The sequence below is a fragment of the Pedobacter sp. W3I1 genome (assembly GCF_030816015.1).
GTDB lineage: Bacteria > Bacteroidota > Bacteroidia > Sphingobacteriales > Sphingobacteriaceae > Pedobacter.
The window spans coordinates 3,231,848-3,247,677 of sequence record NZ_JAUSXN010000001.1; the positions used below are offsets into that span (position 1 = coordinate 3,231,848).

The window sequence follows — 15,830 nt, forward strand, 5'->3', positions numbered from 1 at the left end:
ATAAAATGAAAACCAAAACCGCATTAAACCCTACCATTTTTGTAATATTTGGTGGAACAGGTGATTTAAACAAAAGAAAATTAGCACCTGCCCTATATAACTTGTTTATAGAGGGTTACATGCCAGATAAGTTTGCCGTTATTGGTACAGGAAGGACCGAATTTACCGATGACAGCTACAAAGTTGCTTTAGAAGATGCTGTAAACCAGTTTTCGCGTAGCGGAAAAGTAAAAAAAGATAAATGGGACGATTTTGCAAAGACGATGAACTACTGTCCTACCGATTTTGCCCAGCCAAAAACTTTCGAAAACCTTAAAGCAGCTGTAGAAAAATATCAAAAAGAATTTGGGGTGGGAACGCAAGTGATTTTCTATCTGGCAGTTGCACCTAACTTCTTCCCAATTATTGCTGAATGTTTACAAAAATATAAACTTACGCAGGATGAAGATAATAGCCGTATCGTTATAGAGAAACCTTTCGGTCATGATTTAGAATCGGCAAAGGAGCTGAATGCATTATTGAGCACCATTTTTACTGAAAAGCAGATCTATCGTATCGATCATTACTTAGGTAAAGAAACCGTACAAAACATGATGGCTTTCCGTTTTGCCAATGCATTGTTCGAGCCATTATGGAACAGGTCTTATATCGATCACGTTCAGATTTCGGTTACCGAACAGTTAGGTGTGGGCGATCGTGGAGGTTATTATGAAGGCTCTGGTGCTTTAAGAGATATGATCCAGAATCACCTGCTGCAATTGCTTTGTCTGGTTGGAATGGAAGCACCAATTAATTTTGATGCCGATGAAATCAGGAATCGTAAGGTTGAAGTTTTAAGGGCTATGCGTCCTTTTTCTGCAGAAGATATCCGTTTTCACACTGTTCGGGGCCAGTACAGCAAAGGCTGGGTTGAAGGTAAGGAAGTTCCTGGATACCGCCAGGAAAAAGGTGTTGATGCACACTCTAATACTGAAACTTTTGCGGCAGTTAAATTCCATATCGACAACTGGAGATGGCAAGGTATTCCTTTCTATTTAAGAACAGGAAAACGCCTAAACCAAACTTCATCTTTAATTACCATTCAGTTTAGAGATGTTCCGCATCAGATTTTCTCATCAGGTGTAACCGAAAACTGGCAACAAAACAGGTTGGTCATCAGCATACAGCCAGAAATGAGTATCCGCATGCAGGTACAGGCCAAAAGACCTGGATTAGACATGGTATTAAACCCGGTTGATATGGTGTTTGATTATAAAGGAACTTACGAGGGCGATACACCAGAAGCTTATGAAACCTTATTATTGGATGCCATGATGGGCGATCAAACCTTATTTATGCGCGGCGATCAGGTAGAAGCGGCATGGGAACTGGTTATGCCAATTTTAAATACATGGGAAAGCAAAAAATCAATCAACTTCCCTAATTACCCTGCCGATAGCTGGGGACCAGAAGAAGCTGAAGCACTTATTGCAAGAGATGGTTTCCACTGGTTTAATTTGCCGTTGAAGAATAAGGAATAAATTATCCACCGGTCGTCGAGGGTGTATCATAAATATAAATTGTCATCCTGAGCTTGTCGAAGGACTTAGTTAAATACAATGTATGTGTTTCGACTACTTGTCCAGATTCTTCGGGAGGCTCAACATGACATTATTTAATCTACAAAAATGAATCTACTCATATATAAAACATTAGAAGAACTTAACCAGGATCTGGCAGATTATGTAATCAAGATTGCAGAAATGTCTATAGAAGAAAACGACCGTTTCAATTTCGTACTTACAGGCGGTAGTTCTCCGAAAGCACTTTACCATCTTCTTGCTACCGAAGGGCAGCACAGAATTGATTGGGAAAAAGTATACTTCTTCTTTGGTGATGAACGCAACGTTCCTGCCAATGATGATAACTACAATGGATTAATGGCTAAAAAAGCAATTCTTGATCCACTAGGTATTAAAGAAGATCATATTTTTTATGTAGATACCACTTTAGCGCCAGAAAAAGCAGCTATCGAATATAAAAAAGCAATAGACAAGCATTTTAATGGTGAAGACATCGTTTTCGATTTGATCCTTTTGGGCATGGGTGATGATGCACACACCGCTTCAATTTTTCCGCATACTACTTTAGTTAGAGACGAAGAGGTAAATGTGGCTGCTGCATACGTAGAAAAATTGGATACTTACCGCATTAGCTTTACCGCACCATTAATTAACAAAGCGGATAACGTTGCTTTCCTGGTTTTTGGAGAGAATAAAGCTGAAGCGCTGAAACATGTTATTGGCGACACAGAAAAAAATGTCGATTTATATCCTTCCCAATTAATCGATCCTATTGATGGGAAATTAACCTGGTTTACCGACGAGGCTGCAACAAAATTACTAGAAAACTAAAGGTGATGATGTCTGAAGAAAAACATTTATCAGACTTTTTAAACGGGAAAACGGAATATACCTTAGGGTTGTTCCGTTTTTTTATGGAGCAATTGGCCGAATTTGGTACAGTAAATCTCAAACCTACAAAGTCTATGATTGCAATCGAATCAAAAACCAGCTTTGCATATATTACACAATTGGGAAAGAACTTTATTCATGTGGTTATTCTTTTTGATCAGCCCTTTGGAGATAATCTTTGTTTTACTAAAATTGCTCAGGTGCCAGGAACAGATCAGTTTAATCATCATTTAAGGATTTTCTTTAAAGAAGATATTAATGATGAAGTGAAAGGTTTTTTGAAAATGGCGATAAAACGAAATTCGTCGCCCTGACCTGTAGCGCAGCGGAAAGCCTATTCCTTGGTTGGTGACACACCAACCAATCAATTAATCCATAAATGCTATAATAAAAAAGTGTTTGGTGAGCCACCATCCACTGGAAAAGTGAGCAACTAAACACGGGAAAAGCCTATATACTCTGTGTTCATTTTTCGTATAAGAAAGATCCTGAAACAAGTTCAGGATGACGATCGCGGAGGTACTGTTAGATGTAGTGTGCTGTGGGATGTTACCATCCTACAGGGACGAAGCAATCTTTCCTATTACCAAATTTTGCGATAAAGATTGCTTCGTCGGCTGAAAAAGCCTTCTCGCAATGACGGCTTCACAGGTAAAACATCTTTACTCCAATTTCTCTTCAATCAACAGCTTAATAATCCCATCAGCCATTCCCACTTTAGGTACATAAATCTGTTTTATACCTGTCCACTTCATTAAGGTTAAATAAATCTCGCAGGCCGGGATAATGACGTCTGCGCGGTCAGGGTTTAAACCCAGCGTATTAATCCTTTCTTTCAATGAATAACTGGTTAATTTATTATACATTGAATTTAATTTTTGCAACGATAAAGGCGCATTATCCTTCTCGTCCGACATGCGGAATAATTTATTAATATTGCCGCCTGTACCTATGCCAGCCAAATGTTTATATGCTTTTGTATGCTCTTTTACCCAATCTTTCATCTCTTCCCAGGTTTCTTCCTTATCCTGGTTGTCGAGCATCCTGATTGTACCAATATTAAAGGATCTTGAAGCTTCCGGAGCACCTTTTACAAAAACAGACAACTCGGTACTACCTCCACCCACATCAATATATAAGTAGTTTTTATTTTCGTCTAACTCTTCTTCAATGTGATTTGCATAAATAATATTCGCTTCCCGCTGCCCTTCAATAATTTCTAAAGTAACGTCGGCTTCCTTTTTAATCAACTTAACAATATCTTCTCCATTACGAGCCTCACGCATAGCAGATGTTGCACAAGCTAAATATTCTGAAACATGATAAACATCCATCAGATTTTTAAAAGCAGTCATGGTTTTTACCAGATCTGCAGATTTTTTCTCCGAAATATATTGATCTAAGAATGCATCATCTCCCAACCGGAGCGGCACACGTATAAGGGTGTTCTTTTTGTATTTATATTTTCCGTCCTGTTTGCTAATATCAGCAATGAGTAACCTCACCGCATTCGAACCGATATCTATAGCTGCGTATCTTAACATTATGATTGATGCTTGGTTTTTAAATAGTTATAAATATCTACTTGGGCCCTTATCTTTTTACTTAATCTGTTTTTGTGGTACTTATTATTATTTAAGGCGTTAATCTGCCTCGATTTTGTATTATCCTGCAATTGTAGATCGATGATATCCTGTATCTCCTGTTTCACATCATGATCCAGGACTGGAAAACCTACTTCTACGCGGTGTTCGAAATTCCTGCTCATTAAATCTGCCGATGATAAATACATATCGTTTTTACCGTTATTACCAAAAATATAAACCCTGGCATGCTCCAAAAACTTATCGATTATGCTAATAGCGGTAATATTTTCGCTAAAGCCCTTCACACCTGGTACCAAACAGCAGATACCACGGATAATCAGCTGAATTTTAACCCCAGCATTGCTCGCATCGTAAAGTTTGGCAATAATCCCTTCATCTGCTAAGCTGTTTACTTTTAACATGATGTAAGCGAGCTTACCCTGTTTGGCATTTCTGATTTCGCGGTTGATAAAATTGACCAGTTTCGAGCGGCTCTCCAGTGGCGAAACAATCAGATGCTTGAAGCCCTTGGTTACGGTACGTTTGCTTAACGCATCAAAAAGTTTTACCAGATCGTTGGTGATCTCTTTTTTTGCAGTGAAAATGCTATGGTCGCAGTATAAACCTGCAGTTTTCTCATTAAAGTTTCCTGTTGCTAGGTTTGCGTAGTATACAGGTTTATCTTTTTCGATCCGTTTAACCAGGCAAATTTTAGAGTGTACTTTGTAATCGGTTAAACCATAATTTACCTTAACCCCCTCCTCCATTAAACGGCTGGTCCAGTAAATGTTGGCCTGTTCATCAAAACGGGCCTTAAGTTCTAATACAACAGAAACTGCTTTACCATTTTTAGCGGCGTTGATTAAGGCGTTGATTACTTTTGAGTTTTCTGCTAACCGGTATAAGGTAATCTGTATTTCGGTTACTTTGGGATCAATTGCAGCTTCACGCAAGAACAAAATAATATAATCATACGATTGGTAGGGTAAATTTACCAAATAATCGCGCTGGGCAACTTTATTGAACATACTTTGGGTTCTGTGCAGATCGTGAACCTTTAGCGGCACATTCGGCGCGTATTCCAATTCCTTTTTACCCACATTTGGGAAGGAGATAAAGTCGCCAAACTTATGATAACGGTTACCCGGAATTAAACTTTCAGCCTCAAGCTTAAGCTTATTCACCAGCACAGTAAGCATGTTTAAAGGCATAGCCGAATCGTAAAGCAAACGCATTGGCTTCCCTTTTTTGCGTTTTTCTAAACTGCTCTTTAAATCCTCGATAAATTTATCATTAATGTTTTTATCGATATCCAATTCGGCATCTCGTGTCAACTGGATTGAATAAGCTTCTAAATTATCGTAAGTAAAAACATAAAATATATCGTCTAAACAATACCTGATAATGTCTTCGGCTAGAATTATAAATTTTAGATCGTTTGTTTCGGGTAGAACCAAAAACCGCGGTAAATTAGGCGGAATTTCAATGAGTGCATATTTCTCTTTAACTTTTGTATCCTTTTTCGAAAGTTTAACAAAAAAGTACAGATACCGGTCTTTCAATTCTGGAAAGGGTTTATCCATATCCAGCATGATAGGAACCAGATTAGATAAAATCTTATCCCTGAAATGATTTTTAACAAACTCGCCCCTGCTTACATTCAGTTGGGTATCGTTTAAAATAAAAATCCTGTTTTGAGCAAGTTCGTTTATTAAGGTAGCCTGAAAAAGCTGGTCGAATTTTCTTTCCTGTTTTACAACAATATTTTTAATCTCATTCAGGATTTTCTTTGGATTAAATCCCAAAAGTGCTTTTGCCTTATCGTTCAGATTGGTTAACCGGGTCATGGTGGCCACCCTTACACGATAAAACTCCTCTAAATTTGAAGAAAATATAGATAGAAATTTAATCCGTTCAATCAGCGGAACTGTTTCGTCGGCAGCTTCTTGCAGTACACGTTCATTAAAATAAAGCCAACTGATTTCGCGGTTAAAAAATGGAATCTTCTTATTGCTCATTTAAAAAAATAAAAAATCCCTGTCAAAACAGGGATGCTCAAAACTGCACATTAATTTGTTAAATTGATGTTAATTCATTTACATGTTAACGTTAACAAATTTATTTTTTATCAGGTGTTTTTACAACTTTCTTAACTGCAGGTGTAGCTTTAGCAACTGTTGCTGCTTTTGTAGGAGTAGCCGGGATCACAACCTTTTTAACGGCTTTAGTAGCTTTGGCTGGTGCTTTAACCGACGTACTTGCCGCTTCCTTAGCTACCGTTGTGGCTTCCTTTACCGCTTCTTTTGCTTTTGCAACTGGTTTTGCCAATACTTTTTCTGCTTTTTCTTCTGTTTCTATCGCTGCAACTTTAATACTTTGTACTACTGGTTTAGCCTTTGCAATCGCTTTTTTAACCACTTTTTGGGCAGATTTTTCAGACTTACTTACGGCTTTTGCAACTGGTTTTTTTGCTGCTTTTGCCTTCTCTTTTGATGCATGTAACAAATCATCAATTTTTTGTCCCACATCGGCTTTTACGATGGTAAATTTCTTGGTTAATTTTTTAGCTACCCGTTTACTAGCCTTACCCACCTCCGTACTAATCTCCGATACATCATGACCTAAACTTTTAATCACCTCTAAGAACTTATCCGTAATAGATTGCTCCAGTTGTTTTTTAGCTTCTTTCTTCGTGATCTTTTTTTGAGACTTCGGTTTAGTGGTTTTCATATTATTTTTCGTTTTTTTGTGAGAATAGATTAATTTCTATTTAAATCTACTTATTTTTTTACTTTAAAGCTAAAACCATGCCTTCTTTTGATATTGTAAGTAAAGTTGATGCGCAAACATTAGACAACGCCATTAACAATGCTAAAAAAGAAATCCTTAACCGATTCGACTTTAACGGGTCGAAAAGTACGATCGATCTGGATAAAAAAACAAATGTAGTAACCATTGTTACTGAAGACGATATGCGCTTAAAAGCTATCGAAGATTCGATTATTTCGCGGATGATGAAACAGAATTTAGATCCGAAAAGTTTAGATTTTGGCGATGAGCATCAGGCTTCGGGCAACATGATCAGAAAAGAAATCAGCATTAAAGAGGGATTAGATAAGGAAGCAGCAAAAAAAGTGGTGGCGAAAATCAAAGCGAGTGGATTAAAAGTTCAGCCTGCTATTATGGATGACCAGGTTCGCGTAACCGCAAAAAAAATAGATGATCTGCAAGCTGTGATGAATCTTTGTAGGAATGAAGATTTTGGTCAGCCATTGCAGTTTATTAATATGCGGAACTAGAATGGTTAATTGTTTAAATTGGTTAATCGGTTAACTGCTATTAAGTTAATTGTTTTAACTGGTTAATTTGTTAACTGTAGAGTAAACTTGAAGAATTAATGTACTAAATGGGTTTTAAAAGCATTCACTCATTTTAGTCATTCAAAATTCAATCATTCAAAAAAAATGGAAATCAGCGAAAACGGATTTATATTTTCTGACAAAAAGGAGCTTTTAGATCTCGAAGCCATACATCATTACTTAAGTGTAGAGTCTTATTGGGCAAAAGGAATTCCTTTTGATACCGTAAAACGTTCTATTGAAAACTCGCTTTGCTTTGGCGTTTACAAAGGAACAGAACAAGTGGGTTTTGCCCGTTGGGTAACCGATAAGGCCACCTTTGCATGGCTTTGTGATGTTTATATTAAAGAAAGTTATCGTGGTTTGGGCTTATCAAAAAAAATGATGTCTTTTATGATCTTCCACCCCGATTTACAAGGCTTGAGGCGTTATCAATTGGCTACTTTAGATGCACATGGCCTATATGAGCAATTTGGTTTTTCGCCAATTAAAAACCCCGAGAGCCAAATGGGCATCGTTATTCAAAACGCATATAGTAAGGTATCAGAATAGATATAAAACCTTTTTTCAACTCTCTTGTTTTCCATACACATCAAAACATAGAGAAAACATGAAAAAGATATTTTTATTATCCACTGCTTTTGCCTTTGCGCTTTCCTTTCAGGCTTGTCAAACTGCAGATAAGAAATCGGCAACCACAAAAGATAGTGTTGCCGGCGATACCAACATGGTAAACGGCAACCATGTTGCGGGTAACGAAAGCACCGAATCAGGTGTTGATGAGGCTGGTGCAACTTTTTTAAGAAAAGCAGCTGTTGGAGGTATAATGGAGGTTGAAGCCGCTAAAATTGCCCAAACCAATGCAAAAAGTGCTGAGGTAAAAGATTTTGCAGCTAAAATGTTAACCGATCATACCAAAGCCAATACAGAATTAAAAGCTTTGGCCATAAAAATGAAGGTAATTACGCCTGATGCCTTGCCTGCAGATGAACAGATCCATTTGGATGAAATGAAAAAAATGAGCGGTACAGCTTTTGACAAACATTATATGGATATGATGGTTACCGATCATGAAAAAACAGTAGCCTTATTTAAACAGGGTATGCAAAACCGCGATCAGGTAATTAAAGGATGGGCAGGCAAAACTTTAACCGTAATCGAATCGCACGATGCAATGGCCAAAAAAATCGTTGCCAATATGAAATAACAGAGTTAACTTCCTTGTATAGATCAAAATCCTGAACAGATTGTTTCAGGATTTTTTTTGTTACTAAAATGTGTGAAAAACATCATTTTTAATACAATTTCTTCCAATTAAAAAATTAAAATTAACTTTCGCCGTTTAATAGAAAAATACATAAATGAATAAGAGTAGAATTTTTAGAGCGCTTTTAAGTGTTGTGCTCGTAAGTGCAGTACCAACTTTGGCCAATGCGCAAAAAGCCAATTGGCAAAATCTTGATCTTAAAAGTGATAGTACATTCGGAATCAGTACCGAAAAAGCATATAAAGAACTTTTAAAAGGTAAAAAATCTGTTAAAGTTATTGTAGCTGTTAATGATGGTGGTGTAGAAGCTACACATGAGGACTTAAAACGGATAATGTGGGTAAACACCAAAGAGATAGCTGGGAACGGCAAGGATGATGATAAGAATGGTTATATCGACGATATAAACGGCTGGAACTTTATCGGCGGTCCTAAAGAATCTGTAAACTTTGAAACCTTAGAATTAACCCGTTTAGTTCGTCGCGACCAGGCACGTTTTGCCAATACCACGGATGCGAATGTAGCAGAAAAAGATAAAAAGGATTTTGAAGTTTTTAAAGCAGAAAGAGCCGACTTAGAAAAACAACTGGCAGAAGCTAAAGAAAATCTGGCAGGTATCACCGGTTTCAAAACAGCTTTAGATGCTGTAGTAAAAAAAATCGGTAAAGAAAACCCAAATGTAGAAGATTTTAAAAACTTTAAACCTTCTACAGAGGTTGAAGGCAGGATCCAGAATGTACTGAGCCAACAGTTAGAAAAAGGCAGCTTTAAAGATTTTTACGAAGATCAGATTGTAGAAGGCTTAGATTACTATACTCGCCAGGTCAATTACAACTTAAACCTTGATTATGATCCACGCTCAATAGTTGGTGATGATCCAAACAATATTAAGGAAAAGTTTTATGGCAATAATGATGTTGCGGGTCCGGATGCCATGCACGGCACACACGTAGCAGGTATTATTGCGGCTGATAGAACCAATAAACTTGGTATTTTAGGTGTAGCTGATAACGTTGCTATTATGGGTGTTCGTTGTACACCGAATGGTGATGAAAGAGATAAAGATGTTGCAAATGCGATCCGCTATGCGGTTGATAATGGTGCAAAAGTAATTAACATGAGTTTTGGCAAGGCTTATAGCTGGGATAAAGCCATTGTTAACGAAGCCATGAAATATGCAGCATCAAAAGATGTGCTGATCGTTCAGGCTGCAGGTAACGAAAACAAGAATATCGATGTAGAAAACAATTTCCCTAACCATAAAGATTTAGATGAGAAAACTATTGCATCGTGGATTACCGTTGGTGCTTCAGGTCCTAAAGATAATGAAACACTAAAAGCAAGTTTCTCTAACTTTGGCAAAACCCAGGTAGATGTTTTTGCTCCTGGTGTTCAGATTTATTCTACTGTACCGGGTTCTAAATACAAAAACTTAGACGGAACAAGTATGGCTTCCCCGGTTGTGGCTGGCTTAGCTGGTTTAATCCGCTCTTATTACCCAAAATTAACTGCTGCTCAGGTGAAAGAAATTATTGTTAAATCGGTAACGAAGGTTAACCATAACGTAGAGTATGCTAAAGGCGAAGAGCCGGGTGCAGAAAAAATTTCTGTTCCATTCTCTGATCTTTGTATCAGTGGAGGTATTGTAAATACTTATAATGCATTAAAATTAGCAGCAACTTACTCAGGTAAGGCTGTTGCTAAATAATTCTTTGTTTGCCATTCTGAAGGATAATTGATTTCATAAAAATCAATATAAATGGCAGGGTTTTAAGGTAATGAATAGCCGCAGGGTATCGTCATTCCCAGAGGTCAGTTTTTTAGCAAAAACAAAGGAGTTGGGTGACAGGTAAGATAAATCGTCATCTCGACCGCAGTGGAGAGATCTTTTAACATAGTCCAAAGATCTCTCCACTCCGCATTTGCTTCGGTCGAGATGACGCCAATTTTAGAATCTGTCTTTGGTAAATGATTGGGAACCACGAAGTGCTCATCGCAGATAATCTTAAAGCGCTTGCATTAAGATTCCCGCCTGCGCGGGAATGACGACCACACTAACGGATTCTGTCAATGATTGTGGAGTCAAAGAATCTTCATGAAAAATGCGAGCCAAAATCGGTTCGCATTTTTTGTTTAGCATGTTTGAGTGATCGTCATTGCGAGGAGGAACGACGAAGCAATCTTTCTAAGATTGCCAATAAATCCAAAATATCCCCCCCGAGAAAGCTGAAAATCACGATGCGCCTTTTAGATTCTTCCTACTGAACTTGATTCAGTATCTATCTTGCTGTAAAGATCCTTCGACTACGCTCAGGATGACAAACCGCATTTGGAATTAAACCAAAAGACAAATAACTAAGCCAAAATCTTATCTGGCGTAATCGGTAACGTTCTAATCCTTTTACCCGTGGCATTAAAAACGGCATTGGCTACTGCAGCAGAAAAACCGATCAAGGCAATTTCACCCATACCTTTTGCCCCCATCGGATTAATATAGGGATCAGGTTTATTAATGAAATTAACATCGATCTCCGGTACATCGGCATTTACCGGAACATGGTAGTCGGCAAAGTTATTATTGATGTATCTTCCATAACGGTGATCGATTATAGATTCTTCTGTTAAAGCCATCCCTATTCCACCAACTGCACCGCCCAGCATCTGGCTTCGGGCCGTTTTCGGACTTACAATGGTGCCTGAATCGCCCACAGAAACAATTTTACTCACCTTTACCACCCCTGTTAACGAATGAATCTTAACCTGCACAAAATGGATGGAGAACGAATACATCGAGTAACTCTCTCTTTCCTTACCGCCCTGGCTCTCTTTGGTTATTTCTATTTGCGGAAGATTATTCTTTTTTAAAACATCAGCAAAATTAGCCGTAGCATCCATATTTGAATTTGCTGCTAACTCCGCAATTGCAGACTTTAACGCTACACAAACATCATTCACAGCCGAACCCACCGTAGATAATGTAGCCGAACCACCCTGACTTGGCGCTGGTGGTAAAGAAGAATCGCCCAATTCGAACGTAATTTTATTTACGGGAATCTCCATTAATTTACTGGCAATTAATGTCATGCCAGTCCCTGTTCCGGGGCCAATATCACTGGTTGCACTTTGTAAAAGTAGTGATCCATCAGCCTTTAAAATACCCTTCACAGTGGCCTTCCCTCTGTTGGCGTTAAAAACCCCAACACTTACTCCATAACCTGTTTGCCACGGCCCTTCTATCAAACTACCTGGTTTATTTTTCCTGTTACTCCATCCTATTTTCTCTGCCCCGATTTTATAGGCTTCTTTAATATTCTTGCTGGAAAATGGTTTACTTTTCTGCTGATCGGTTTCAGGATCATTTTTGATTCTAAAATCCAATGGATCCATATCCAAAGCATGTGCCATCTCGTCAATTGCACTTTCGAGTGCAAAAGCTCCGGTAGCCTCGCCTGGTCCGCGCATCCATATTGGTACACCCAGATCAACTGGTACAATGGCATAGGAAGTATTTACGTTGTCACACTGGTACATAAACTTCGCCATGTTCACTACACCTTCGGTAAAGTTCTCGTAAGTGGAAGTTTCGCCATATGCCCTGTGCGTAATCCCCGTTAATTTACCATCTTTATTTGCGCCCAAACCAATGGTTTGTATCGCTGCGGGTCTATTGCCAACCATGGTAAACATCTGCATTCTGGTTATGACCACTTTTACAGGTTTACCGATGTGTTTAGAAGCCATTACCGTTGCAATTTCCAGCGGCCAGGTACGTAATGCCATCCCAAAACCACCGCCAACAAACTCCGAATTTACCTGGATGTTTTCCATCGGAATTTTAAAAACATTTGCCAGAGTACCTTGGGTTGCTTTTACACCCTGTGTTTTGGCGTAAACGGTAAGTTGATTATTTGGTCGCCAATCGGCAATAATCCCATGCAGTTCCATTGGGTTATGTGTTTCAATCGGCAGGAAATATCTTTCTTCGAGCTTTACTTCTGCTGTTTTATAGGCATTTTCTAAACCTCGTTTATAATCAGCTTGTCCCTGAAGCTTTTTGGCTTTAGGATCTTTTAAAGCTTTTTCAAGATCAGTATTAAATTCTTCTTTGGCATAGGTTGCTTTAACTAACGAGGCGGCATGAGTTGCCCTTTCGAAAGTATTGGCTACCACGATAGCAATAGGCTGCCCGTTGTAAAAAATCTTATCGGTATAAAAAATCTTCATTTGTGGTCCGCCTTCCTGCTCGTAAGCAGCCGCTGATGGCTTATTCAAGTGCGAAATAACAGCAATTACCCCCGGAGCTTTTTCAGCGGTTTTAGTATCCAGTGCGGTAATTCTTCCCCTGGTAATGGTACTGGTTACCAAAACACCATAGGTTAAACCAGGTAATTCATATTCAGCAAAATACTTAGCTTGTCCGGTAACTTTTAAAATTCCATCTACGCGATCATTATCGTCTTTTAACATTCTCTTTTCCATAACTAGGCTTTTGATTTTGCAAGATTCAACGCTTCAATAATCGTATTAGGGGCCAGTTTTAGTTTGAAGTCATTTCCTCCAAAGCCTTTGGCATCCTTCATGGCCAATTGTGCGGCCTGCTCAAAATTGGTTAAGGTGGCTTCTTTTCCTCTTAAAAAATTTTCAGATGCGGTTAAACGCCAGGGTTTGTGTGCTACTCCACCCATTGCTAATCGAACGTCGATGATTTTATTATTGCTGATTTCAAACGCTGCTGCAACTGATACAAGTGCAAAAGCATAAGAAGCCCGATCTCTAACTTTAAGATAATGGTAATTTTTAGCCAGGTTATTCACCGGAATTTCCAAACGGATAATCATCTCATCAACCTTTAAGTTATTGTCTAACTGCGGCGTATCTCCTGCTAAGCGATGAAAATCTTTAAATGACATTTTACGTTCTCCTTTGGCATTGGCCAATATCACTTCAGCATCTAACGCGATTAAAGCCACACACATGTCGCTGGGGTGAACCGCAATACATTTCTCTGAAGTTCCGAAAATAGCATGCATGCGGTTAAAACCTTCCATGGCTCCACACCCTGTTCCAGGCTGACGCTTATTACAAGGCATTTCGGTATCGTAAAAATAGCCGCAACGTGTACGCTGCATCATGTTACCACCAACAGTAGCTACATTTCTAAGTTGCGCTGATGCTCCTGCCTGTAAAGCCCATGAAAGTAGGGGTAATTTCTCTTTGATTAATGCATGATCTGCAACCGCAGAATTGGAAGCCAGGGCACCAATATGGATTTTATTCCCGATCAGCTCAATCTGTTTTAGTGGAACGTGATTGATATCGATGAGTTTTTCAGGTGCAGTAACACCTCTTTTCATCAGATCAATCAGGTTGGTACCACCTGCCAGGAATTTTGCATTTTTATCTTTTACCAATAAGGCAATTGCTGATTTTGCCGTGGTTGTTCTTAAATATTGAAAGTTGATCATACCGTTTCACCTCCTTCCTTTACTTCAATAATGGCATCAACTATATTAGGATAAGCGCCACATCTACATATATTTCCACTCATATATTCGCTTATCTCAGCCCTTGAATTGGTATGGCCTTCACGCACACAGGCTACGGCCGACATAATCTGACCAGGTGTACAGTAACCGCACTGAAAACCATCATGTTTGATAAATGCAGCCTGCATGGGATGTAAAGTATCGCCATTTGCCAAACCTTCAATCGTGGTAATTTTCTTGCCTTCATTCATTACTGCTAAACTGAGGCAAGAATTTACCCTTTGTCCATCAACATGAACAGTACAGGCACCGCACTGGCCATGATCACATCCTTTTTTAGTGCCCGTTAAGTGCAATTCTTCGCGCAAATAATCTAAAAGTGTTACTCTTGGCTCTACTGTTGTTTGATAAGCTTTATTATTTACCGTAAGTTTTAAGGGGATTTTCTCAAAAAGTTCGGCAAAACGTTCATCTGCATTACTTTCAGCAGCCTTAACTGCAACACCGGGCGTTAATGCAATGGCTGTGATTACAGAGCTTTTTTTAAGGAAATCGCGCCTGCTATCACCCTGATTTGCTTTCTGATCGGAAGATTTCATAATTGGATATTTAAATGTAGATGTATACCGTGGCCTTATTTTTAAAAATTCTTTGATAAAACTACGCTTCCTGCATAGTTCCATCTCTAAATTTAATATAAAAAACTAAGGCAACCCCCCTCAAAATTGGTAGTAAAGGAAAAGTTACACCTCGGAGCTAACATCAACAAATATTAAACCCTATTACTTCACGGATTGTTCGATTTTATATATTTTATAATATCGCTTGTCTTATCCGGATCAGTTTTGTTAATGTTTCTTCTAACAGGTCTAAATGTAACATATTGGCACCATCTGATTTTGCATTTGCAGGATCTGGATGGGTTTCGATAAATAAGCCATCTGCACCAACTGCAATTGCCGCTTTGGCTATGGTTGAGATCAGTTCTGGCTTACCACCAGTAACACCACTACTTTGATTGGGTTGCTGTAATGAATGTGTACAATCCATCACCACGGGTACTCCGAAACTTTGCATCTCAGGTAATCCACGATAATCAACAATCAAATCCTGATAACCGAATGTATTGCCCCTATCAGTAAGGATTACTTTATTGTTACCAGCTTCTTTTACTTTTTCTACAGCAAATTTCATTGAACCTGCAGAAAGGAATTGCCCTTTTTTAACGTTAACTACTTTCCCGGTTTCTGCAGCAGCAATTAACAAATCGGTTTGGCGGCATAAAAATGCAGGGATTTGCAGCACATCTACATAAGCAGCGGCCATTGCAGCCTCTCCGCTTTCGTGGATATCGGTTACCGTTGGTACACCAAATTCTCTGCCGATGCGTTCTAAAATACGTAGCGCTTTTTCATCACCAATGCCGGTAAAAGAACTTCCTTTGCTTCTGTTTGCTTTCCGGTACGAACCTTTAAAAATATATGGAATTTGTAGTTTATCGGTAATTGTGATAATTTTTTCGGCAATTCTCATGGCAGTATCCTCGCCTTCAATGGCACATGGACCCGCCATTAAAAAGAAATTTCCTGAATCTGTATTTTTTAATTTATCTAAATAGTTAAGCATGTAAAATGTATTATGGAAGATGGAAAATGTAAGAACTAAAATCTAGTGGAAAA

14 protein-coding genes are annotated in these 15,830 nt (G+C 38.6%); 7 read left to right on the top strand and 7 right to left on the bottom strand.

Annotated elements, in window-relative coordinates; translation table 11 throughout:
- The first annotated feature begins 5 nt into the window (after positions 1–5).
- The 3 genes from zwf (at position 6) to QF042_RS13535 (ending at position 2,767) form a co-directional block, all read left to right on the top strand.
- Positions 6–1,520, top strand: a complete 1,515-nt coding sequence (gene zwf, locus QF042_RS13525; RefSeq protein ID WP_307529196.1) for a glucose-6-phosphate dehydrogenase — start codon at positions 6–8, stop codon at positions 1,518–1,520.
- Positions 1,521–1,667: 147 nt separating this feature from the next.
- Positions 1,668–2,393, top strand: coding sequence for a 6-phosphogluconolactonase (gene pgl, locus QF042_RS13530; RefSeq protein ID WP_307529199.1), 726 nt, complete (start codon positions 1,668–1,670; stop codon positions 2,391–2,393).
- Positions 2,394–2,398: 5 nt separating this feature from the next.
- Positions 2,399–2,767 (top strand): DUF5655 domain-containing protein, encoded by a 369-nt coding sequence (locus tag QF042_RS13535; RefSeq protein WP_307529201.1) that lies wholly within the window; start codon positions 2,399–2,401, stop codon positions 2,765–2,767.
- 348 nt (positions 2,768–3,115) lie between these two features.
- On the opposite strand, the gene QF042_RS13540 is transcribed toward QF042_RS13535, so the two are convergent.
- From QF042_RS13540 to QF042_RS13550, 3 genes are all read right to left on the bottom strand, one after another.
- Positions 3,116–3,997 carry an exopolyphosphatase gene (locus tag QF042_RS13540; RefSeq protein WP_307529203.1) on the bottom strand — a complete coding sequence of 294 codons (882 nt, stop codon included), beginning with the start codon at positions 3,995–3,997 and terminating at the stop codon, positions 3,116–3,118.
- On the bottom strand, positions 3,997–6,057 hold the full coding sequence (ppk1, locus tag QF042_RS13545) for a polyphosphate kinase 1 (protein WP_307529205.1): 2,061 nt from the start codon (positions 6,055–6,057) through the stop codon (positions 3,997–3,999). The genes QF042_RS13540 and ppk1 overlap by 1 nt, the downstream gene beginning before the upstream one ends.
- A 100-nt stretch (positions 6,058–6,157) precedes the next feature.
- Complete coding sequence (locus QF042_RS13550) at positions 6,158–6,769, bottom strand: hypothetical protein (RefSeq protein ID WP_307529207.1); 612 nt, start codon at positions 6,767–6,769, stop codon at positions 6,158–6,160.
- Positions 6,770–6,846: 77 nt separating this feature from the next.
- Here QF042_RS13550 and QF042_RS13555 point away from each other — a divergent pair, with 77 nt between their 5' ends.
- The 4 genes from QF042_RS13555 to QF042_RS13570 all read left to right on the top strand — a co-directional run bounded on the left by QF042_RS13555 (position 6,847) and on the right by QF042_RS13570 (position 10,373).
- Entirely contained in the window at positions 6,847–7,338 is a 492-nt protein-coding gene (locus tag QF042_RS13555; protein WP_307529209.1) for a YajQ family cyclic di-GMP-binding protein, read from the top strand.
- A gap of 165 nt (positions 7,339–7,503) precedes the next feature.
- Positions 7,504–7,950: a GNAT family N-acetyltransferase gene (locus tag QF042_RS13560; protein WP_307529211.1), complete on the top strand. Its 447-nt coding sequence runs from the start codon at positions 7,504–7,506 to the stop codon at positions 7,948–7,950.
- Between the two features lie 58 nt (positions 7,951–8,008).
- A complete protein-coding gene (locus tag QF042_RS13565) occupies positions 8,009–8,605 on the top strand; it encodes a DUF4142 domain-containing protein (RefSeq protein ID WP_307529213.1) in 597 nt (198 codons plus the stop codon).
- Positions 8,606–8,759: 154 nt separating this feature from the next.
- On the top strand, positions 8,760–10,373 hold the full coding sequence (locus tag QF042_RS13570) for a S8 family peptidase (RefSeq protein WP_307529215.1): 1,614 nt from the start codon (positions 8,760–8,762) through the stop codon (positions 10,371–10,373).
- Positions 10,374–11,020: 647 nt separating this feature from the next.
- Here QF042_RS13570 and QF042_RS13575 read toward each other — a convergent pair.
- The 4 genes from QF042_RS13575 to kdsA all read right to left on the bottom strand — a co-directional run bounded on the left by QF042_RS13575 (position 11,021) and on the right by kdsA (position 15,777).
- The gene (locus QF042_RS13575) at positions 11,021–13,144 is read right to left on the bottom strand and encodes a xanthine dehydrogenase family protein molybdopterin-binding subunit (RefSeq protein ID WP_307529217.1); all 2,124 of its coding nucleotides are present in this window, start codon (positions 13,142–13,144) and stop codon (positions 11,021–11,023) included.
- A 2-nt stretch (positions 13,145–13,146) separates the two neighbouring features.
- Positions 13,147–14,130 carry a xanthine dehydrogenase family protein subunit M gene (locus tag QF042_RS13580; protein WP_307529219.1) on the bottom strand — a complete coding sequence of 328 codons (984 nt, stop codon included), beginning with the start codon at positions 14,128–14,130 and terminating at the stop codon, positions 13,147–13,149.
- Positions 14,127–14,750, bottom strand: a complete 624-nt coding sequence (locus QF042_RS13585; protein ID WP_307529221.1) for a (2Fe-2S)-binding protein — start codon at positions 14,748–14,750, stop codon at positions 14,127–14,129. Before QF042_RS13585 ends, QF042_RS13580 begins: the two co-directional genes overlap by 4 nt.
- 214 nt (positions 14,751–14,964) lie before the next feature.
- Positions 14,965–15,777: a 3-deoxy-8-phosphooctulonate synthase gene (gene kdsA, locus QF042_RS13590; RefSeq protein WP_307529223.1), complete on the bottom strand. Its 813-nt coding sequence runs from the start codon at positions 15,775–15,777 to the stop codon at positions 14,965–14,967.
- Positions 15,778–15,830 lie beyond the last annotated feature (53 nt).

What these genes read in the sequence shown, in the direction of transcription:
- QF042_RS13555 (WP_307529209.1), top strand. Translation starts at nt 6,847, where the DNA reads ATGCCTTCTTTTGATATTGTAAGTAAAGTTGATGCGCAAACATTAGAC.
- pgl (WP_307529199.1), top strand. Translation starts at nt 1,668, where the DNA reads ATGAATCTACTCATATATAAAACATTAGAAGAACTTAACCAGGATCTG.
- kdsA (WP_307529223.1), bottom strand. Translation starts at nt 15,777, where the DNA reads ATGCTTAACTATTTAGATAAATTAAAAAATACAGATTCAGGAAATTTC.
- ppk1 (WP_307529205.1), bottom strand. Translation starts at nt 6,057, where the DNA reads ATGAGCAATAAGAAGATTCCATTTTTTAACCGCGAAATCAGTTGGCTT.
- QF042_RS13570 (WP_307529215.1), top strand. Translation starts at nt 8,760, where the DNA reads ATGAATAAGAGTAGAATTTTTAGAGCGCTTTTAAGTGTTGTGCTCGTA.
- QF042_RS13575 (WP_307529217.1), bottom strand. Translation starts at nt 13,144, where the DNA reads ATGGAAAAGAGAATGTTAAAAGACGATAATGATCGCGTAGATGGAATT.
- QF042_RS13550 (WP_307529207.1), bottom strand. Translation starts at nt 6,769, where the DNA reads ATGAAAACCACTAAACCGAAGTCTCAAAAAAAGATCACGAAGAAAGAA.
- QF042_RS13580 (WP_307529219.1), bottom strand. Translation starts at nt 14,130, where the DNA reads ATGATCAACTTTCAATATTTAAGAACAACCACGGCAAAATCAGCAATT.
- QF042_RS13535 (WP_307529201.1), top strand. Translation starts at nt 2,399, where the DNA reads ATGATGTCTGAAGAAAAACATTTATCAGACTTTTTAAACGGGAAAACG.
- QF042_RS13560 (WP_307529211.1), top strand. Translation starts at nt 7,504, where the DNA reads ATGGAAATCAGCGAAAACGGATTTATATTTTCTGACAAAAAGGAGCTT.
- QF042_RS13565 (WP_307529213.1), top strand. Translation starts at nt 8,009, where the DNA reads ATGAAAAAGATATTTTTATTATCCACTGCTTTTGCCTTTGCGCTTTCC.
- zwf (WP_307529196.1), top strand. Translation starts at nt 6, where the DNA reads ATGAAAACCAAAACCGCATTAAACCCTACCATTTTTGTAATATTTGGT.
- QF042_RS13540 (WP_307529203.1), bottom strand. Translation starts at nt 3,997, where the DNA reads ATGTTAAGATACGCAGCTATAGATATCGGTTCGAATGCGGTGAGGTTA.
- QF042_RS13585 (WP_307529221.1), bottom strand. Translation starts at nt 14,750, where the DNA reads ATGAAATCTTCCGATCAGAAAGCAAATCAGGGTGATAGCAGGCGCGAT.